Raw genomic sequence first — 20324 nt, 5'->3', positions numbered from 1 at the left:
GGGACTGACCCTAGCGTCGAACGATTGACCTCAAGAGCCTTAATGCTACCGACAGTGAAGCCATGTCGTCGGCTTCCAGCGCGTTGACCTCGTCGAACATGGTCTTGGCGCGTCCCAGCTGCTCGGCATTTTGCCCTTCCCAGGCTTTGAGACGATCCTCAGCCATGGTGCCGGAGTCAGTCGACTCAAGGACCGACGTCGTCATATCCGCCACTGTGGAGTACAAGTCATCCCTAAGGGCTGCTCGCGCCAAGGCCTGCCAGCGGTCATCGCGGGGCAGAGAACTGATGCGTTCCAAGAGCGAATCAACGTGGAAACGGTTGAACACCGTGTAATAGACGTGCGCAACGTCCTCCACGCCTTCGCTTCCGGTCTGGGCAATGCGAGCTATATCCAAAAGTGCGTAGCTCTCGAACAGCTCCGCCCACCTGTGCGCAAGGTGGTCCGGCAGCTCCCATCCACGGGCTTTATCCAACCAGCCTGAGATGCGGACTTTGTCCTCACCCCGCAGGTACTCCAGAAGCTTGGACCTTAGCGGGGCCAACATGGGCTTGAAGGATTCCACCACCTCGGCAATAGGCTGCGAAGCCATCCCTTGCCCCAGCACCCAACGCACTGCCCGGTCAAGTAAGCGCCGGATGTCCAGATGGACTTCACTCCAGTGTTCAGTTGGGAATGATGCCGGAAGTGCGTTCAGCTCAGCCACCATCGGATCGAGATCGTAGATTTCACGCAGCGCAACGAAGGCTTTGGCGACAGCTACCTCGTTGGCCGACGTTTCTTCGATGGCCCGGAAGGCGAAGGTAATGCCGCCCAAGTTGATAATGTCGTTGGCTACCACAGTGGCGATAATTTCGCGCCGCAGCGGGTGAGTGTCCAACTCATCATCGAACTTCTCCCGCAGCTGCCGCGGGAAGTAGTCGCGGATGGTGTCCGCGAACCACGGATCATCGGCGAGGTTGCTGTCCCGCAAGGCCGCAGCGAGCTCAATCTTTGCATAGGCTGCCAGAACCGCCAGCTCGGGCGAAGTGAGTCCTTGCCCTTGCTCCAACCTTGACCGGAGGGTGTCCGTGGTGGGAAGCGCCTCGAGCTCGCGCTTGAGGTCGGCGGACTTCTCCAACCAGTCCATGAGCCGCTCGTAGCTTGGGCTCCAGTCCGCCACCCGCGTGCGGTCGTTGAGAAGCAGAATGTTCTGGTCGATGTTGTCCTGCAGGACGAGCCGTCCCACCTCATCGGTCATATCGGCCAGGAAGCCGGCCCTTTCCGCTGAGTCAAGCTTGCCTGCCGCTACCATCCGGTCAACGAAGATCTTGATGTTGACCTCATGGTCGGAGCAGTCCACACCAGCGGAGTTGTCGATGGCGTCCGTATTCAGGATGACGCCTTGCAATGCGGCTTCAATGCGGCCCCGTTGAGTAAGTCCCAGGTTTCCGCCTTCGCCGACTACTTTGACCCGCAGGTCACGGCCGTCAACGCGGATCGCGTCATTGGCTTTGTCGCCCACCGCAGCGTGAGTTTCCGTGCTGGCTTTGACGTACGTGCCAATACCGCCGTTGTAGAGAAGGTCTGCCGGCGCCAGCAAAATCGCACGAAGAAGTTCCGGCGGGCTCAGCTGCGTTGTTCCATCAGGGAGTCCCAACGCCTTGCGTACCTGCTCCGAGACCGGGATGGTCTTGGCCTGACGTGGGTATACGCCACCGCCTTCGCTGATGAGCGTCCGGTCGTAGTCGTCCCAGGAAGACCGGGGCAGTTCAAAAAGCCTTTGCCGCTCATCAAAGGATGCTGCCGCCTCGGGTGAGGGATCCAGGAAAATGTGACGGTGATCGAACGCTGCCAGCAGCCGGATGTGGCGGGATAGCAGCATGCCATTGCCGAACACGTCACCGGACATATCGCCAACGCCAACTACCGTGAATTCCTCGGTCTGGGTGTCGAGGTCAAGCTCACTGAAATGCCTCTTGACTGATTCCCAGGCGCCGCGTGCCGTGATGCCCATGGCCTTGTGGTCGTAACCCACCGATCCGCCCGAGGCAAACGCGTCACCGAGCCAGAAGCCATAGTCGGCGGCCAGGCCATTGGCGGTGTCGGAGAACGTAGCCGTACCTTTATCGGCTGCCACCACCAGGTACGAGTCGTCACCGTCATGCCGGACAACGTCCGACGGCGGCACGAGCCTTTCGCCGTCTGCTGACGTAACCAGGTTGTCCGTGATGTCCAGCAGGCCTCGAATGAAAGTCTTGTAGCTCTCGATTCCTTCGGCCATCCAAGCGGCCCGGTCCACTGCCGGATTGGGAAGCTTCTTGGCGAAGAAACCTCCCTTTGCGCCAGTAGGAACGATGACGGCATTCTTGACCGTCTGTGCCTTGACCAAGCCCAGAATCTCGGTCCGGAAGTCCTCGCGACGATCGGACCAGCGAAGTCCACCACGGGCTACCTTGCCGAACCGCAAATGCACGCCTTCAACCCGGGGAGAGTAAACCCAGATCTCGTACATCGGGCGCGGGAAGGGAAGTCCATCAATCGAGGTGGGGTCCAGCTTGAAGCTGAGGTATTCCTTGTTCTGGTAGTAATTGGTCCGCAGAGTCGACTCGATAAGGTTCACGAAGGTGCGCAGGACGCGATCGGCGTCCAACGTGGCCACCTGCTCAATCGACTCCGCGAGGGCTGCCCGCGCCGCACCTTGGCGTTCTGACCGCTGCCCTTCAGCAACAGTGGGATCGAAGCGCGCGGAGAAGAGCTCGTTGAGCCCCCGCACAACATCCGGATTGCCCAGGAGCGTGTCAGCGATGAATCCGAAGGAGTTGGTGTTGCCCATCTGCCGCATGTACTTGGCATAGGCACGGAGCACCACCACTTGACGCCAGTGGATTCCTTCACGGAGCACCAACCGGTCAAAGTTGTCCGACTCGACAGCGCCCGTGATGGCTGCGCCGAAGGAGTCGCTCAGAAGGTCTCCCGTGGCCACGGGGTCGACGCCGGCAGGGTATTTGAGTCCGAGATCGTACAGGAAGAAGTCCCGGTGATCTGAGGTTTCAATTTCGAAGGGCCGCTCATCCAGGACCTCAAGGCCAAGATTGTGGAAGTAAGGAAGGATCTGGCTGAGGCTCTTGGGCTCCATCAGGTACAGCTTGACCCGGGCGTCCTCTTCCAAAGCCTCTCCGGCACCCTCGGGAAGATACACGTGGACACCGGGCTTTGTCTGCTTGGTGACCAGTCCTGCCCGCTCTGCCTCCGCCCCGTATTTCTCGAAGCGTTCAATGTCTTCAAGAGCGTCTTCCACTTCGTAATCGACGCGGTACCCCGCAGGGAATGCCTCGGCCCATAGCGCAGACAGAACATCGGCGTCGGCGGAAGAGCGGTGCTCGCGGAGAACCTCAGAGATACCTTCGCTCCAGGACCGGGACGCACGCATCAGCCGGTGTTCCAGCTCTTGTACGTCTACTTCCGCCAGTTCAGCAGTGCGGGGCAACCTGATCCTGAAGAAAACACGCGCCAAAGCAGACTCAGTGATCCGGGCCTCATAGTCAATGGTCTCGGCGTGGAAGGTTTCGCGAAGTTCCTGCTCGATGCGAAGGCGAACACTGGTGGTGTACCGGTCACGGGGCAGGTAGACCACCGCGGACATGAACCGGCCATAGATGTCCGGGCGCAGGAACAGCTTGGTGCGCCGGCGCTCTTGGAGTCGCTGGATCCCGGTGGCTGTCGCCGCAAGGTCCGGAATTTCGATCTGGAAGAGTTCGTCGCGGGGGTACGTCTCAAGGATTCCCAAGAGGTCCTTGCCAGAGTGGGAGTCAATGGGGAACCCGGCATTCCGAAGGACGGCGTCCACCTTGTCCCGAACGATCGGGATGCTGCGCACAGATCCGGTGTAAGCACTCGTGGCGAACAGTCCGATGAAACGGCGTTCCCCGTTGACGTTGCCCAACGCATCAAAGCTCTTAACACCGATGTAGTCGAGATAGGCGGGGCGGTGCACAGTGGAGCGCGAATTCGCCTTGGTAATCACCAAGGCACGCTTCTCCCGTGCGCGCTTACGGCCGGCATCAGTGAGATGCTGAACTTGACGGGTGGTGTCGCCCGCGCGCAGAAGGCCCAGGCCGCTGTCTTCACGGAGCTGGAGCACATCCTCGCCGTTCTCATCCACGAGGTCGTATTCACGGTAGCCGAGGAAAGTGAAGTTTCCGTTGTCCAGCCAACGCAAAAGGTCCTGTGCCTGCCTGAGTTCGGCCACTTGCTCAGGGTGGGTGACGCCACCCAAGGCCTCGGCCAGCTCGAGCGCCTTGCTTCGCATCTTTGGCCAGTCCTCCACCGCCGCCCTGACATCGCCGAGGACGCGCTGGAGCCCTGCGATTAATTCCTCCCGTGCATCATCACTAACCCGGTCAATTTCGACCGCTATCCATGACTCCATGTGCGAGGCGTTATCGCCATCGCCCAGGAGATGGGCAATGCTGGGTAGTGCTGCGGTATCGCCGCTGGAAATACCCACATTGGAGGGGACCCGGGAGATACGGTTGAGCTCGCCTGATTCCCGATCACGGGTGACCACGAACAAGGGGTGCATGACCAAACGGATTGCACAGTTTTGGCGAACCAATTCTGCATTGACGGAGTCGACGAGGAACGGCATGTCGTCGGTGACGATGTAAACGACGCTCCGCTCGGGTTCGCCGGCGATTTGGACGACGGCATTTCCGGGCAGACGGGACTGGGCGACGTCCCTGTGCTTGGTTGCCCGCGCAATCAAGAGTTCAGGCGAATACGCTCGGGAATCCTCCTCTGCGAGGTGTTCATAGTAGTCACCGAAGAACCCTTCACGGACAACTGTTGCATCGGACCGATCCTCCACGCTGGATCCTGACGACATCGACAAACGCCTCCATCACATGTTGATTGCTGCGACTCTGCAGCCCACATGGTGAGCCTAGCGCTTTAGTAGGTGCAAGGCTCTAATACTTCGGCCAAAGGAATGGCGTTTTTGATGGACAGGTGCACAAACCAAAGCTGCTATCGCTGTCCGCAGAGGCGAGTCGGGCGCTATCTCCAGCAGGACCGATCCGGATAACAACGCCGCATCGCATGCCACAGGGTCAGCTGGCAGGTAGGCATCCACTCCCACGCCCGGGCCATATCGGACCCACGCATCGTCTAATTGCTGCCTCGGCGAATGCCCCACGGCTGCGCGCTTAACCTTGTTCAACACGACGCGGGGAGATACTTCGGGAACCGCAGCCTCAAGCTCTGCCAGTCCACGCACCAACCGCGGCACGCCAATCGCATCCGCGGCCCCTATGGCGAACACAACATCAGCCAGCTCCAAGCTGCGAAGGGCGGCTGCATTCCGACGCGGAGCCAAGGTGTCGAAGCTTAGCTCTTCATCAGATTCCAGGCAGAACCCTGTGTCCACCACAACGTGATCCGCCAATTGCCGGGCCGCTTCCAGCACACTTGAGACAGCCCCCGCCCTGAGTTCAGTCCATCGATCCGCCCTGGTGGTACCCGTAAGGACTCTAAAGGTCCCGCCCTTGGTGAAGACGGGAATCGCCACGGCCGTGAGGGCTTCAACATCAAGCAGGCCTTGGTCTGCCAGCCGGCAAGCCTGCGCCAGTCCCGCCGACTCATCCAAGAGACCCAGCATGGCCGACACACTTGCGCCGTAAGTGTCTGCGTCCACGAGAATGACCGACTTGCCGTCGGCAGCCAACTCCGCAGCAATGTTGACGGCAAGGAACGTCCTTCCGGGGGCGCCAATCGGCCCCCAGACGGCGAGGACCTGCCCCTCCCCCTTCGGCGCTTCCTCATCCACAGGGTCCGACACCGGTGTGAGGCGCAGGTCTGCCCCCGGATCCGAAAATCCGGCGTCCCGGGCCAAGGATCTCCGACTCCCACGGCCGACAGCCTCCGATATTGTGGCCGCCAAGTCAGTCGCCTCAATGCCAGTCAGAGCCGGCATGGCACCTATGGCGGAGAGCCGTTTAGCTTCGACTGGATCATCCGTGAGGGCAATAATGGAGACGCCCACCGCCCCGAGACGATCAACCATCGTGGTGGTGAGTTCCTCGCAACCTTCCGATATTACAGCGGCCACCGCGAGGCCACTTTGGCAAGCAGCAATGAGTTCAGCCAGCTCCGAACAACGGCGAACCACAGTGACGGGGCCGTGCAAGCGCTCCAACCCGCCCACGACAGCCTCCTGCGCCGAGCCGACGGTAACAACAGGGATGCTCATCGGACCACTCCTGCGGGATTCCATACGACGGAGATCTTGGCCTTGTTCGCCTGAGCACCCAGCAGTTTTGGCATCTGTGCGTCCGTCACCAGCACCATCACCACAGTTGTTTTGGCGGAGCCCAGGGTGGTACTTCCGGTGCTGATCCCGGCGATTTCTGCGCTCGGCAGAAGCATTTCCGGTTCTTCAAAGGCTCTGCTGACGCCCGGCATCGAGACCCAGACGTCTACCCTGGAGCCTGGAACGGCCTGCGCGGGGAGTTCTTCGTCCAAGGCAATAGCTACCGGTTTGCGGTCCAACGCGTCGGCGACCCCCAGGCTTTCCCGAGGAACCAACTGGTTCTTTGCCACCCGCTGCAGTGCAACTCTGCTTTCTGTGAGCCCACGCTCCACTGTCACATAACCGGCCTCGACCTCATCCAATCGGACCTTGACAATGGCCAGGTCCGACTCCGTCACCACCTGGCCTACCGCGATGTCTTCCCGGGCTGCGAAGACCTGCGTTGTCCTGTCTGCGGTACCTACTAATGAAATGACGCCGGCGACAGACCCCAGGACCAGCAGCACGCCGATAAGAAGCCGGGGATCTTTCCACGACGGTTTCTTGAGCCTCGCGGCGGCGACGCTGACACTTTTATCCATTTTCCTGCTCCCCCGCTAGGAGTTACGGCATGGCGGACGCACCTGCCCCCTCATTCTTACCGGCGGATTTTCGCTGAGCCAAAGCCATCAGCATCAAAGAGGCCGAAACTGTGGATAACTACACCAAACGGAAGCAACGGTGGCAAAATGAAGCCATGCCCCGATTCTTGACTCTTGCGGACGTCGCAGAACAACTACAGATCAATTCGCCTCAGGCTTATGCATTGGTTCGAAGCGGCGAACTGAAAGCCATCCAAGTGGGTGGCCGGGGACAGTGGCGCATCGAAGAAAAGATGCTGGAGCAATATATTGAGGATCGGTATGCAGAAGCCGGCCGCATGATCGAGGAGACCAAAGCCAAAACCAGCCGGTCTTAATCGCGCCCACTCCTGAGGTCCTGGTTACCCGCCGAGCAAAGCGCTGCCAGTGAACTGAAAGGGATGGTCATTACCGCCGCCACATTGCCGGCCCGGCGAACCTCGCCATGCTGGACGACCGCGAGGTCAAAGTAGTCCCGGCCAACCCTGTCGATGACTCCTTGCAACTTGTATCCATCGCCTGCCGCCACCTTCAGATGAACGATTACTTCAGAGCGGTCCTTGGCCAAGGCCCTCAGCGCAGAGGCAATACCCAACGACTGCCGTATCCGCGACTCGGGTTTTAGCGCCACCCTCCCCAGACCCTGGTAAGACACCACGGAGTCGTAAGGCAGTAGCCACTGTCTCCCGTGCTCCGTCAGCACCAGCCATTCGCCTCCAACATGGCTCAGCCGGCCGCGAACAAGGCTGCCGTCAATCAACCCAATTTTGATCTCCGCTCCGAGGACTCCACGGAGACGGTCACCTAAGTGAATGCCTGCAAGCTCAACCCTCGCCCGCTCCGTGATCTCGGACTCGGCCTCCAAGGCGCGCCCAGCCGAGAATTGTCCTTCCAAATCCCTAAAGAGAGAGTCCCATCTCATGTGGCCAGACTAGGCTGCATGAAGGATGTGCGGCCACTCCGTAAGGTACATCAGGGTTGCAACTGGACAAGATATAGCAAATAAGTTCAGAATGGGTGAACTACAGCAAACTGCATCAAAGTGCATCAAATGAAGCATTGGGGCTTTAAATGGTAAAAGCATCGCGAAGTGACTACGCCCTTGCAGCGTTTGTTCTTGGCCTGGGCCTGTCCCTGGCACTTGTGGGCAATTCGCTCTTTGCGCAATGGCAGGCTGCTGAGCGGCACCGCCAGCACTTCACCTTCGAACATCTTGTCGGCTTTTTCGCCAGCGCCGTAGGACTTTCGGTGGTGAGCTGGTGGGCGCTGACCTTTCTCATCGCCTTCTCGGCGTCGGTGTTGCACCGTATCGGGCACAGGAAAAGTGCCGATCTTCTGTCCAAGTTCAGCCCTGGCTTCATGTTGCGGCTCGCTGCGGCTGTCATGAGCTTGAATATCATGGCCGCGGGGGCTGCCCAAGCGGATGCCGCACCACCGGAACCAAGCTGGCATAGCGCCGTGCCTCACAAAGTGGCGCCTGCGCAAGCGGCGTGGAAGCCCACCTCGTTGGATCGTGCGGGTTCTGTCCCGCCTTATATTGACGACGGCCACGCGTCGGATGTCCGGATACATGATCCGCGCTGGCAACCTCAGCCCCCCATGATTGATCCGGGGCTCCTTAGCCGCCAGTCCACACGAACAACCACCCTGTCTGGAGAGGCAGCCGTGGTGGTCAAGGATGGCGACTCACTGTGGTCCATTGCGGCCTCCAGACTGGGACCCTTCGCAACGGACCTTGATGTCGCACTGACGTGGCCCAGGTGGTACTCCGCCAACAGGACCGTCATTGGAAGTGACCCGGCCGTCCTGCTTCCGGGGCAGATTCTTCAGCCGCCCGCACCAAGCTAGCAGTTCAGGGGCCGTCAGCGCCCGATTTCTCCACAAAATGTCCGCTCAGGGACAACCTTCACATCTCAAAGCCAATTTTTAGTGTCATCCCAGCAGAAGCCATCGAGTAAAGCGTCCCCACGCTGCAGCTCATGTAGTGAATGCCTGAGGTATGACTATGACCCTTACAACAACCAGCCGACCAGTGAGCCGTCGGAGCACACAACGCACAACGGCTGCGGCAGGCCAGGGCGGCCCGGACATCGACGTCCGTCTTGTTGCCCGGAGCATCGCACAGGCTGCTCTTGAAGTTCTGGCGGGTACCCGTCCCGTTCATCAACTCTCCCGTTCCCTGGATGCCGCATGCTACTTGTCCCTCCAGCATCGGGCAGCACTGACGCGAAAGCATGCAGCCAGGAGCCGAGGTACTGCCCAACCGCATCGAAGTCCCATGGTCCGTTCTGTCCGGGTCTGTTCCATTTCTGAATCCATATGTGAAGCAAGCATCGTGGTGGCGGAAGAGCATCGTTGCCGCGCCGTCGCCATGAGGTTGGAACGGCTGGATGGAGTGTGGCAGGTTACCGCACTGGAAATCGGGTAGGCCCAACAGACCGAGGTGCAACGGGTAGACAAAAGGGTGAAGCCCGGACGTTCAGTCCGGGCTTCACCCTTTTTGGTGACCGTTAAGGTCGCGGCTAGCGACGCTTCTTCTTGGCCTGCTTACGCTGGTCCTGGCTTGCTGCCTTGGCGGGATTGCCGGAGCGACCCGATGCCCGGCCCTCAATGCGAGTCTGAGTCGCTCCGTCTTCTCCGGGCGCGGTGTACTGCAACTGCGCGGGCTTTTCCGGCGCTTGAAGGCCCGCCGCGCGGATCTGAGGATCGTGGTGCTCAGTGTGCGCGCCGGAGGCAGAATCGTCGGCCACCACCACATCTTCGGCCGGTGTTACCTCTACTTCCAAGTTGTAGAGGAACCCGATGCTTTCCTCACGGATGGCTTCCATCATGCTCTGGAACATGACAAATCCTTCGCGCTGGTATTCCACCAGGGGATCACGCTGGGCCATTGCACGAAGCCCGATTCCTTCTTTGAGGTAATCCATCTCGTACAGGTGTTCCTGCCATTTGCGTCCAAGGACAGAAAGCACAACCCGCCGCTCAAGTTCGCGCATGCTCTCGGAGCCAATGGACTCTTCGCGTGCTAGGTAAACGAGCCGGGCGTCCGAAAGGATTTCCTCCCTCAGGAACTCTGCAGTAACCCTGGACTTGCCTCCAGCTTCCTCAATGATGTCCTCAGCAGTAATGGTTGCCGGGTACAGAGTCTTCAGGTTTGTCCACAGCTGGTTGTAGTCCCAGTCGTCGCCTGATCCCTCGGCAGTGGCGGCATCAATGAGTGAGTTGATGGTGTCTTCCAGGAAGAACTGGACTTTTTCGTGCAGGTCATCGCCTTCAAGGATACGACGGCGGTCACCATAGATTGCTTCGCGCTGGCGGTTGAGAACATCATCATATTTGAGGACGTTTTTGCGCTGCTCCGCGTTGCGACCCTCTACTTGCCCTTGCGCCGATGCGATGGCACGGGATACGAGCTTGGACTCCAGTGCGACGTCGTCAGGCACGGAGCTGTTCATCAGCCGTTCGGCCGCACCTGAGTTGAACAACCTCATGAGGTCGTCCGTGAGAGAGAGGTAGAAACGCGATTCACCGGGATCGCCCTGACGTCCGGAACGGCCGCGCAACTGGTTGTCGATCCGGCGGGATTCGTGGCGCTCGGTGCCAAGAACATACAGTCCGCCGAGGTCCAGGACTTCTTCGTGCTCGTCCTTGACCTCCTGTTTGGCTGCAGCCAGCGCCTCCGGCCATGCGGCCTCGTACTCTTCCGAGTTTTCCTCAGGATCCAGTCCCCGCTTGGCGAGTTCGGCAATTGCAGTGAATTCGGCGTTGCCGCCGAGCATAATGTCAGTGCCTCGGCCCGCCATGTTGGTTGCTACAGTGACTGCGCCCTTTCGCCCGGCTTGGGCCACAATGGACGCTTCCCTTGCGTGGTTCTTGGCGTTCAAGACCTCATGCCGGATGCCTTCTTTGGCCAAGAGCTTCGAGAGGTATTCGCTCTTTTCAACGCTGGTGGTACCCACAAGGACAGGCTGGCCATTCTCATGCCGTTCAGCGATGTCCTGAACAACTGCATCGAACTTCACCACCTCGTTCTTGTAGACGAGGTCCGACTGGTCGATGCGCTGCATGTCGCGGTTGGTGGGGATGGGAACGACGCCGAGTTTGTAGGTGCTCATGAACTCTGCGGCTTCGGTCTCGGCAGTACCTGTCATGCCGGCCAGCTTGGAGTACATGCGGAAGTAGTTCTGCAGCGTCACTGTGGCGAGAGTCTGGTTCTCTGCCTTGATCTCTACATTTTCCTTGGCTTCAATGGCTTGGTGCATGCCTTCGTTGTAGCGACGGCCAGCCAGAATTCGGCCGGTGTGCTCGTCCACAATCAGGACCTCGCCGTCGAGGATGACGTAGTCTTTGTCCCGCTTGAAAAGTTCTTTGGCCTTGATCGCATTGTTAAGGAAACCGATCAGCGGCGTGTTAGCGGATTCGTAGAGGTTCTGGATTCCGAGGTAGTCCTCTACCTTTTCAATACCGGCTTCCAGCACGCCCACGGTGCGCTTTTTCTCGTCGACCTCGTAGTCGACGTCAGGCTGCAAACGGAGGACCACCTTGGCGAATTCGCTGTACCACCGGTTGGTATCTCCTTGCGCGGGTCCCGAAATGATCAACGGTGTACGTGCTTCGTCAATCAGAATGGAGTCGACCTCGTCCACGATCGCAAAGTTGTGTCCGCGCTGGACCAGTTCATTGGCATCCCAGGCCATGTTGTCGCGCAGGTAGTCGAAGCCGAATTCGTTGTTGGTTCCGTAGGTGATGTCAGCGTTGTACTGCTCCCTGCGCACCGTGGGGTCCTGGTTGGACAGGATGCAGCCACTGGTAAGACCAAGGAAACGGTAGACCCTGCCCATGAGTTCGGACTGGTATTCGGCGAGGTAGTCGTTCACCGTGACAACGTGGACACCTTTGCCGGAAAGCGCATTGAGGTAGGCCGGAGCTGTGGCAACGAGGGTCTTGCCTTCACCCGTTTTCATTTCCGCGATATTGCCCAGGTGGAGGGCCGCGCCACCCATGAGCTGGACATCGAAGTGCCTCATGCCCAGCGTTCTGGAGGAGGCCTCACGGACAGCGGCGAAGGCTTCCGGGAGGAGGGCTTCCAAGGTTTCGCCGTCTTGGTGGCGGGACCTTAGCCGGTCCGTTTCCTCGCGGATTTCAGCGTCCGTGAAGGACTTGAAAGTGTCTTCCAGGGCATTGATGGAATCGGCATAGTTCCGCAGTGTCTTGAGTGTCTTTTTGTCACCCGTGCGGAGAAGTTTTTCGATTAGTGATGCCACGTGAAATTGCTCCCAGTCTCATGCTGCCGAATTCTGGCTGTTTCAGTCTACGGGAGAGACCATCGCCACGTTGCCGGGTTCACCTCTGAGCGGACTGCCCGGTGGAAGGTGTTCTCCTGGGGCATCACCATCTTGTGCGAAGGCCGCCGACAACGCTTCGGCCAAGTCCCCCACCGGCCAGACGACCACCTCCTGGAGGCCGAGCCACGTTGCCATGAGCCTGAGTTCCGCGGCAAGTTCGACGGCGGTGTCCGACGGTGCGTTCTTCTCGCCAAATGCAGAGCGCACCAGAAGCTGACGGGACGCACGGTCCGCTTTCAAGTCCACTCTGGCAACGATGTCTTCCCTGAGCAGGAACGGCAGGACGTAATAGCCGAAGCGCCTCTTGGCTGCGGGGGTATAGATCTCAATCCTGTAGTGGAATCCGAACAGCTCCTCCAGTCTCCGCCTTTCGAAGACCAAGGAATCGAAAGGACTCAGAAGCGCCCGCCCTGTTGCCTTGCGCGGCAACTTGGCATCAACGTGTTGGAAGATCTCCCGGTCCCATCCCCGAACCACGACACGTTCGAGGCGGCCTGCGCGGACCAAGCGTTGTACAGAGCCTGCACCCGCCTTCAACGGCGTCCGGAAGTAGTCGGAGAAGCACCTTACTGTGCCAATTCCGTGGGCTTGCGCGGCTGCATCCATGAGACGGTCAAGGGACGCTTCAGCGTCGACGTGGAACGGTTTTGCGTCTGTGACGACCCGTGAGGTGAGCGTGTACTTTCGTTCGAATTGCGTAGTCCTCGATGCAGCGGAAATCCGGCCTTGCTCGAAGAGGTGCTCCAGTACCCGCTTGACGATGTTCCAGTTCCAGCCCCAATTGTCCCGGTCCGGGTCTTCGTCGTGGCCGAGCTCTGCAGTCAGCTCGGCTGCTGTCATGGGAGGTCCTGCTGTGAGGGCCACGAGGATCCGGTCTTCCATATCCTGCCGTACGGCCGGATCAAGACGATGCGCACCCACCCACGCCCGCTTTTGCCATACGAGCAGGTCCTGGAAGTGCTCCGGGCGGATAAAGCTTGCTTCGTGCGCCCAATACTCCATCATTTTACGGGGCTTTCGGCCGGCCAGCGCTTGGAGGATCAGTGGATCGTAGTTGCCCAGCCGGGAGAAGAACGGAAGGTAGTGGCTTCGTGCCACAACGTTCACCGAATCGATCTGGACGAGCTGAAGCCGGGCAAAGGTACGGCCCACCGCCCGTGAAGTTACGGGGCCTGTGGGCCGTACCTTGGCCAATCCTTGAGCTGCCAATGCGATCCGCCGTGCCTGTGAAAGGCTCAGCGAAGCGGTCATTGAAGTCCCTTCGTGACTAGGGCCAGGCGTTACTTGGCTGTGGCTGCCTGATCATCGGAGCGGTAGGCGTGAATCTTCTCCTCCACGGCTTCCTCGCCGGGCTCGCAGGTGGAGTCAAGGGTGATCACGCCATAGGTCCAACCACTGCGCCGGTATACAACCGATGGTGCGTTGGTTTCCTTGTCCAGGAACAAGTAGAAGTTGTGTCCGACCAGCTCCATGTTGTCCACAGCGTCATCGAGAGTCAGAGATGCTGCGGGGAAAACCTTCCGGCGGATCAGGACGGGTGAGTCGCCTGCCGGAATGTCGTTCTCAATGTCATACGGTGACCGCTCGTCCACCGCTGGCGCGGACTCGTTGTGATTACTTGCTTCGACGTAAAGCGGCTCACTAGCACTGGCTGGCTCGAGTGTTGCCGTAGCTTCCCGCACAGCCTTGGGTGTGTGGCGGCCGTGGTGCACCTTCTTGCGGTCCTTCGCACGACGAAGCCTCTCGAGGAGCTTGTTGTACGCGAGATCGAAGGCAGCAAACTTGTCAGCGGCTGTGGCCTCGGCACGGATAACGGGGCCCCGGCCCAGGACAGTTACTTCGACGGTGAGCTCACCAGGCGTCTGCCTGGGATTGGTTTCCTTGGAAACCTTTGCGTCAACCCGCTGGACCTTGTCCCCCAGCGATTCAATCTTTGAGATTTTTTCGCCGGCATATTCGCGAAAGCGGTCTGAAACGGTCAGATTTCGTCCGCTGATCATGAACTCCATGGTGCCCTCCAAATAACTCAGGTGACACGACAACGGCGCTGTTGGGGGCTTGTCTGACGGACAGTCGAGCCCCTTTCCGAGCCGCTATCGACAGGTACATCTTTTCTTGGTACCCACAACCGACGTTAGTTCATCGCCACCGGTTATTCATCCTTTAGCCACTTATTTTTTGATTGAGTCTTAATGACTGATCCGGGGTCGCCCGCGGCAGTCACGGAAGCGTAGGCTGGTGGCCTCGTGGCCGCCAGCACAACACCGCCGCAGACCAGGCCGCCAGCAGCCGTGACAGCCCGTGCTGCCTCAGCGAGCGTGGCACCAGTGGTCAGCACATCGTCAACGAGGATGCATTTCCGGCCCTTCAGGTCTTCGCTTCGTCCGCGCCGTACGCTCATGGATCCTCGGACCCGGCGGACGCGGTCGCCTCGTCCCAAACCCTTTTGGCCTCCACCCCCATGGTCCACGTGGGCACGTCCGAAGGCCTCGCCAACAAGCCGGGCAGCCATCTCTCGGACAGCGCCCGGGCCGGCCGTTAGTGGCCTCGTCTTTCCAGATTTCTTGAGCACGTCAACAATGGGGCAAAGGGGCAGCATCCGGCGCACGCGAATGAACAAGAGAAGGAGATGCACCGGGCTGAATCCTCGCCTGCGGTAAGCCTTACCACTGCTTGGAACAGGGACCAGGCAGTAACCGGAGCCGGCACCGATGGCAGCATCCACGGCTTTGCTGAGGCAGGGAGCAAGAACGTCGGCGAGGCGCCATTGGCCCTGTCTTTTGAAGGAGAGGAGGCACCGGGCCAGTTCATCCCGGTAGGGCCCCGCCGCCACCACCCCGATCTTCGCCGTTCCATCGACATCAAGCAGCGCCGGCGATTCCAGTTCGGCCCGGAACGGCTGCCTGCACAGCTGACGGACTTTTCTTGCGCAACTGCCGCAAAGTACCGCGTCCTCCTTCTCACAGCAGACGCAGTCGACGGGAATGAGCACTGCCAGCAGATCAACCAGGCTGCCCTGCAGCGCGGCGAGAACCCGGCCAGCTCTTTGTTGGTCCGGGGCACGGCGACGCGCCCCGGCGGATTCGGGAATAGTGAGGTCGGGGTCGGCACGGCGGGGCTGCCGGTTACGGTACCAGGTGCCAAGGAAGGAGAAGGTCACCTTGGCAGTCTGAACGTGTTGCTCTGCCGGCGGGGAAACTTGGCGAGATATGTGGATAAAGCAAGGACATCAGACACGGCCGGTCAGCCCGGGAAAGCCGGCTCGGTAGGTCCTTTGAGCTGTAGCTCCCAGCCATTTCCGACTCGTTGGAAGATGCCTGCAGGCGACTGTCCAAAAATTTGTTCGGCGCCGTTTCCCACGCTGAGGCTGGTGAGTCCATCCAAGGGTGCCAGTTGCTGCGGTTCACCCGACGCCAGCGACAGGAGTTCCGGAACCACCGTGGAAGTAGCGGAGCCGGACATCACCGCCACGGTGGACCCGTTAACCCAGGCGCCTTGATCGGCAGCACTATTACTGAGCAGTGTGATGGGAAGTGTGAGGTCCTTGGGAACCCCGTCCGGGTTGCGGACTATGCCCGTAATTTGCACCGCGGACTTACCGTTTGCCTCGGAAATAACCAGGGCCCTGGTTCCCTCACGGGAAACCCTGAAATCCTTGACTGTTCGTCCCGTGAGCCAAGCCGGCGTCATGGTGACACTGGGAATCGCGGCACCAGGAGCTATGCCCGTGGGTTTGTAAGCCACAACTTCGGCGGCGCCAGTGGCACCGGGACCCGATGTCCACACCCAATCCTTCGGACTGAACGAAGGACCCGTCAGAGTGCTTCTGGTGGTTAGCTGTCTCGCCGTCTGGCCAGGTTCGATGGAGTAGAGGGTGGTTTTGTCGCCGTTGAGGAAGGCCGCGGTCTGCGAGACCGGCGACTCAGCGGGCGAATGGGGGCCAAGACCGGCAACCGACTGTATGTCCGGCAGTGGGGTGACCCTGTTGTTTTCGTAGCGCACCAAGTCCCCGTTATTCACAGCGATCTGGCGGGCAGGAACGCTCTTATCCAGAACCGGAGGCAGAACAGTCCCGTTGTCTTCAACACGAACCAGGTCCTGATCGGCACGAAGCTGGACGTTGATGACATCAGGTTGACTACGGAATGTCAGTGCCAACTGGTTTTGCATCCTCTGGCGGTCCTCAGCGGACGCGTCAAACAGCTCCTTGGCTGAGAGATCCACCTGCGCTGCGCCGGAAACAACCGGCACGGATTCCCGGGCGAGTTTCATGCCCGACGGGAAGGCACTGACCACTGCCCCTCTCAAGTAGGGGGCCGGGCCCGCAAGCAACGCGCTCGTCATGGACTTCACGGTGTTCTTCTTGATGAACCATCGGTAGTCCGGCACCGCGTAGGTAAACGTGGGGTCATAGAAGTAGATGGGATTGGCCCCGTAGATCACCTTGAACGTCTCTTCGGGGATGGCGGTACCATCGGGCACTTTGGAAATCCGCCATTCACCCTCCACCTGCTCGAGCGTCAAGGGAATGGTTTCCTTGGTGCCAGGAGGGAACTGGGTTGCAACTCCGTCAGCATCCACTGAATATGCGATGTCGAGTTCGTAGAGGTACTCGTTCTCCCCCGCTGCCTTGACTACCCTCTGCTCGCGAAACACCAGGGCCCGCTTGTCCGGCTTCCACGTCACAGACTGCGCCTGCGTCAAGAACTGCCGTGCCACGGGGTAGTCGTCCTCATAGCCGCTGCCGGCCATGTAGAAATCCTCGATCACAGCCTCCGGGCTGGAACCGGCACGCGGAGCCGCAGGGAAAAAGACCGGGGCGTTGGGATTGCCGGCGCCTTCGTCCTTGCTCTTGCCAACAGGTCCGGAGCGGGGAATTTGCGCGCAGGAAGCCAGCAGGATCATTAGCGCGGCCAACAGCGCGACGACTGCCCTGCTGCGTTGTGACCTCACCGTTCTCATGAGTTCTCCCCTGCTCCTCCGTGGCCAGGAACGGGCTTCCCGTCGACGGCTTGTGGGCCCGCCAGGGCGCTTCCGGATTCCGGGTCCAGTACCACCATCTGCCGTTCACTTGCTGATCCGGGGAATTCAATGTCGGCAGGTTCCAGCTGGAGCGGAGATTTCACAATGGTGCCGCCTTGCCGCAGTGGAAGTGTCAACCGGAAGTTGGAACCCGCCCCCTTCCGCCCCCAGGCTTGGAGCCAACCATTGTGAAGTTTGGTGTCCTCGGCAGCGATGGAAAGGCCCAGGCCGCTTCCTCCGGTGGTGCGGGCCCGTGCCGGATCTGCCCGCCAGAAGCGGTCAAAGACCCGGGCAGCCTCGGTCTGCGTCATCCCGATGCCGTGGTCCCTGACCGACACTGCCAGAGCATCATTATTGGCGGCAACAGATATGTGGATCGGCTTACCCTCGCCGTGTTCCAGGGCGTTGAGCAACAGGTTACGGAGAATTCGTTCGATCCTGCGGGAATCCATCTCCACAATGATGCTCTTCTGCCGGGCATTCAGCCGTACGTCGGACCCATACTCCGCAGCCACCGGTGCCGCCCCTTCCATGACGTGAGTGATCACTTGGAAGATGTCCTGTGGTTCTGCATCAAGGGTGGCTGCACCGGCGTCAAACCGTGAAATCTCCAACAGGTCCGACAATAAGGACTGAAAGCGCTCAACCTGGTGGTAGAGCAACTCCGCCGACCTCTTGTTCATGGGGTCGAAGTCATCCCGGGCGTCGAACAGGACCTCGGCCGCCATACGTACCGTAGTCAGCGGGGTACGTAGTTCGTGCGACACATCGGACACAAAGCGTTGTTGCATCTGTGACAGCGTGGCCAACTGGGTGATCTGTTCCTGGAGACTTGCGGCCATGTGATTGAAGGACGCGCCCAGTCTCGCAACTTCGTCTTCTCCCTTGACCACCATGCGTTCCTGCAACTGGCCGGCAGCGAGTTTTTCCGACACCACGGCGGCATGGCTTACCGGGCTGACGACGTTGCGGGTCACGTACCAGGCGATAGCACCGATCATGATGACCAGTGCCGCTCCGCCCGCCCATAGGACGTTTTGGATCTCGTCCAGTGTCTGTTGGGCCGTGTTGAGGTCATAGATCAGATACAGCTCGTAGGCCGTTCCGTTGAAGGTGACCATGTTTCCCACGGCAATGCCGGGCCTGTCCTCGTTTCCCACCGGAAACTGTGTCGAGGCCCAGAACTGCTGTTTGCCGCCGCTTTGAACCGCTTTACGAAGCTCGGGTGGAATGACCCGGACCGTCAGCTGATCCGAAGCGCGCGACTCAACCCAGCGGTTGCGGGGTTTTGTTTGTTCCGGCGCCGCTTCGAAGACATATCTGCGCTGGATGACCGAACCACGACCTTCCACGGCCGTCAACGTGTCATAAACCAAGGTAATCACGCTGGACTGGTCGGTGACCTGCGCGCCATCGAACGTGTCCTGAACTTGCTTGACGTTGAAGCGTGACTCTGACTCCGCCTGCGCCAACCGCTCTTGGAAGAGGTTGTTGGCAATTTGGTTGGACAGGTACGCGCCCACAATCGCAAATGACGTCACTGCGAGCAGCAAGGTGGTGAGGACGGTACGGAACTCCAAGGAACGGCGCCAGCGGCGCAACAAGGAACGCCAAACCCAGCGCAGTCCAGGCTTGATCTGCCGAACCCCAAGGGACACCAGCCGTGAAACACGCAGAACCAGGATCAGTCCGCGGCGTGTCCAGATTCGCGTCCGGGACAGGAGCCAGGAAAGACTTCTGGCGTCCTTGGCGGGCCGTTCAGGAAGCGATTCCCGTTGCTCAAGGGAGGCTTCCGGGGACTCTGATGCGGCCGGGGTCACTTGCTGGACTCCGGCAGAATCGGGAGCAGTGGAGCCAGTAGTTCCGCCTGCCGTGCCGGTCTTACCGACCGGGGACTCAGGAACCTGCTTTATATCCGACACCACGCACCGTCAATACGACCTCGGGCGCTTCAGGATCACGTTCGATTTTGGAGCGCAGCCGCTGGACGTGGACGTTCACCAGCCGTGTGTCAGCGGCGTGGCGGTATCCCCACACCTGCTCAAGCAACAGCTCGCGGGTGAACACCTGCCACGGCTTGCGCGCCAGCGCAACCAAAAGGTCAAACTCCAGGGGCGTCAGCGAGATCCGTTCCCCGCCACGGGTTACCAAGTGCCCTGCGACGTCGATGGTGACGTCTGCGATACGCAGGGTTTCAGGGGCTTTCTGGTCACCGGGCCGCAAACGGGCGCGCACTCGCGCTACCAGCTCAGCGGGCTTGAAGGGCTTGGGCACATAATCATCGGCGCCGGATTCAAGACCACGAACGACGTCGGAAGTGTCAGACTTTGCGGTGAGCATGACGATGGGAACGTCCGATTCGCCGCGGATTTGCCGGCATACCTCAATCCCGTCCGAGCCCGGGAGCATCAGGTCCAGGAGCACAAGGTCCGGCTTCGAGGAGCGGAAGACCTCCAAAGCTTGGCCGCCGTCTGCGCAGAACACCGGCTCGAAGCCATCATTGCGCAGGACGATCCCAATCATCTCTGCAAGTGCTTCGTCGTCGTCAACTACCAGAATGCGTGCCTTCATAGTTATATATTCCCTTATCGCCAAGTCTTTGTCCCGTTGGGCGCGGCGCACGGCATGGCGCCCCCGGAGCACCTCCACCGTACTGCACTCCTCATCCGCCACGCCCCGGGACAGCCCTCAGGGCGGCAGGCTATGAGGGACGACGGCGGGACTATAGGCTGGGTGCGAAGGTCCGTGTTGGGGGACGTCGGGAGTCGGCGGGCCGGACCTTATGGGAGGGAATCGTGTCACAGCCAGAGCACGGCCAGAATCCGACGCCGGGCGGTCAGCCTGCGTGGGGAAACCAACCACCATGGGGAAACCAACCACCATGGGGAAACCAACCACAATGGGGAAACCAACCACAGTGGGGAAACCAACCGCAGTGGGGCGGCCCCCAGGGATGGGCTGCGCCGCAGAGCGGCGGGCAAAACCCCCCGGGTCAGCCTCCTGCGGGATGGCCCCCGGGGCCACCTTATGGCCAACCCTTATACGTCG

14 protein-coding genes are annotated in these 20324 nt (G+C 60.1%); 3 read left to right on the top strand and 11 right to left on the bottom strand.

The genetic code is table 11. The features are described 5' to 3' along the window. Positions 1 to 10 precede the first annotated feature (10 nt). The 3 genes from AR689_RS02210 to AR689_RS02200 are packed head-to-tail and all read right to left on the bottom strand — an operon-like array spanning position 11 to position 6870. Positions 11 to 4867, bottom strand: a complete 4857-nt coding sequence (locus tag AR689_RS02210; RefSeq protein WP_062066198.1) for an NAD-glutamate dehydrogenase — start codon at positions 4865 to 4867, stop codon at positions 11 to 13. Positions 4868 to 4924: 57 nt separating this feature from the next. After that, the gene (locus tag AR689_RS02205; RefSeq protein WP_062066195.1) at positions 4925 to 6229 is read right to left on the bottom strand and encodes a CpaE/TadZ family protein; all 1305 of its coding nucleotides are present in this window, start codon (positions 6227 to 6229) and stop codon (positions 4925 to 4927) included. Further along, positions 6226 to 6870 (bottom strand): CpaB family protein, encoded by a 645-nt coding sequence (locus AR689_RS02200; protein ID WP_062066194.1) that lies wholly within the window; start codon positions 6868 to 6870, stop codon positions 6226 to 6228. Before AR689_RS02200 ends, AR689_RS02205 begins: the two co-directional genes overlap by 4 nt. 155 nt (positions 6871 to 7025) lie before the next feature. Between AR689_RS02200 and AR689_RS02195 the strand changes: the two genes are divergently transcribed. Then, the gene (locus AR689_RS02195) at positions 7026 to 7247 is read left to right on the top strand and encodes a helix-turn-helix domain-containing protein (RefSeq protein ID WP_062066551.1); all 222 of its coding nucleotides are present in this window, start codon (positions 7026 to 7028) and stop codon (positions 7245 to 7247) included. On the opposite strand, the gene AR689_RS02190 is transcribed toward AR689_RS02195, so the two are convergent. Continuing rightward, entirely contained in the window at positions 7244 to 7831 is a 588-nt protein-coding gene (locus AR689_RS02190) for a hypothetical protein (protein ID WP_062066191.1), read from the bottom strand. The two genes, AR689_RS02195 and AR689_RS02190, sit on opposite strands and share 4 nt — an antisense overlap. Before the next feature lie 149 nt (positions 7832 to 7980). On the opposite strand from AR689_RS02190, the gene AR689_RS02185 reads away from it, so the two are divergent. Continuing rightward, a complete protein-coding gene (locus AR689_RS02185; protein WP_062066188.1) occupies positions 7981 to 8757 on the top strand; it encodes a LysM peptidoglycan-binding domain-containing protein in 777 nt (258 codons plus the stop codon). 157 nt (positions 8758 to 8914) lie between these two features. Further along, positions 8915 to 9337 (top strand): Rv3235 family protein, encoded by a 423-nt coding sequence (locus AR689_RS02180; protein WP_231745412.1) that lies wholly within the window; start codon positions 8915 to 8917, stop codon positions 9335 to 9337. A gap of 94 nt (positions 9338 to 9431) precedes the next feature. Here the strand turns inward: AR689_RS02180 and secA are convergent, their stop codons facing one another. The 7 genes from secA to mtrA all read right to left on the bottom strand — a co-directional run bounded on the left by secA (position 9432) and on the right by mtrA (position 19847). After that, entirely contained in the window at positions 9432 to 12173 is a 2742-nt protein-coding gene (secA, locus tag AR689_RS02175; RefSeq protein ID WP_062066183.1) for a preprotein translocase subunit SecA, read from the bottom strand. 42 nt (positions 12174 to 12215) lie between these two features. Then, positions 12216 to 13505, bottom strand: a complete 1290-nt coding sequence (locus tag AR689_RS02170; protein ID WP_062066180.1) for a winged helix-turn-helix domain-containing protein — start codon at positions 13503 to 13505, stop codon at positions 12216 to 12218. A gap of 29 nt (positions 13506 to 13534) precedes the next feature. Next, positions 13535 to 14263, bottom strand: coding sequence for a ribosome hibernation-promoting factor, HPF/YfiA family (gene hpf / locus AR689_RS02165; RefSeq protein ID WP_062066177.1), 729 nt, complete (start codon positions 14261 to 14263; stop codon positions 13535 to 13537). A gap of 143 nt (positions 14264 to 14406) precedes the next feature. Then, a complete protein-coding gene (locus AR689_RS02160) occupies positions 14407 to 15414 on the bottom strand; it encodes a ComF family protein (RefSeq protein ID WP_062066174.1) in 1008 nt (335 codons plus the stop codon). 83 nt (positions 15415 to 15497) lie between these two features. Beyond that, positions 15498 to 17216: an LpqB family beta-propeller domain-containing protein gene (locus AR689_RS02155; RefSeq protein ID WP_062066171.1), complete on the bottom strand. Its 1719-nt coding sequence runs from the start codon at positions 17214 to 17216 to the stop codon at positions 15498 to 15500. Then, positions 17213 to 19201 carry an MtrAB system histidine kinase MtrB gene (gene mtrB, locus AR689_RS02150; RefSeq protein ID WP_062066168.1) on the bottom strand — a complete coding sequence of 663 codons (1989 nt, stop codon included), beginning with the start codon at positions 19199 to 19201 and terminating at the stop codon, positions 17213 to 17215. The genes AR689_RS02155 and mtrB overlap by 4 nt, the downstream gene beginning before the upstream one ends. After that, entirely contained in the window at positions 19173 to 19847 is a 675-nt protein-coding gene (gene mtrA, locus AR689_RS02145) for an MtrAB system response regulator MtrA (RefSeq protein WP_014922244.1), read from the bottom strand. The genes mtrB and mtrA overlap by 29 nt, the downstream gene beginning before the upstream one ends. Positions 19848 to 20324: the final 477 nt, after the last annotated feature.

Source organism: Arthrobacter sp. EpRS71 (assembly GCF_001512285.1).
In the GTDB taxonomy this organism is placed as follows: Bacteria; Actinomycetota; Actinomycetes; order Actinomycetales; family Micrococcaceae; genus Arthrobacter.
The sequence above is the reverse complement of the archived record's forward strand: the minus strand, read 5'-3'. Positions and strand labels throughout refer to the sequence as shown.

Bases quoted from the DNA above. Each gene is read 5' to 3' on its own strand.
- AR689_RS02210 (WP_062066198.1), bottom strand. From the start codon at position 4,867: ATGTCGTCAGGATCCAGCGTGGAGGATCGGTCCGATGCAACAGTTGTC.
- AR689_RS02205 (WP_062066195.1), bottom strand. From the start codon at position 6,229: ATGAGCATCCCTGTTGTTACCGTCGGCTCGGCGCAGGAGGCTGTCGTG.
- AR689_RS02200 (WP_062066194.1), bottom strand. From the start codon at position 6,870: ATGGATAAAAGTGTCAGCGTCGCCGCCGCGAGGCTCAAGAAACCGTCG.
- AR689_RS02195 (WP_062066551.1), top strand. From the start codon at position 7,026: ATGCCCCGATTCTTGACTCTTGCGGACGTCGCAGAACAACTACAGATC.
- AR689_RS02190 (WP_062066191.1), bottom strand. From the start codon at position 7,831: ATGAGATGGGACTCTCTCTTTAGGGATTTGGAAGGACAATTCTCGGCT.
- AR689_RS02185 (WP_062066188.1), top strand. From the start codon at position 7,981: ATGGTAAAAGCATCGCGAAGTGACTACGCCCTTGCAGCGTTTGTTCTT.
- AR689_RS02180 (WP_231745412.1), top strand. From the start codon at position 8,915: ATGACCCTTACAACAACCAGCCGACCAGTGAGCCGTCGGAGCACACAA.
- AR689_RS02170 (WP_062066180.1), bottom strand. From the start codon at position 13,505: ATGACCGCTTCGCTGAGCCTTTCACAGGCACGGCGGATCGCATTGGCA.
- hpf (WP_062066177.1), bottom strand. From the start codon at position 14,263: ATGGAGTTCATGATCAGCGGACGAAATCTGACCGTTTCAGACCGCTTT.
- AR689_RS02155 (WP_062066171.1), bottom strand. From the start codon at position 17,216: ATGAGAACGGTGAGGTCACAACGCAGCAGGGCAGTCGTCGCGCTGTTG.
- mtrA (WP_014922244.1), bottom strand. From the start codon at position 19,847: ATGAAGGCACGCATTCTGGTAGTTGACGACGACGAAGCACTTGCAGAG.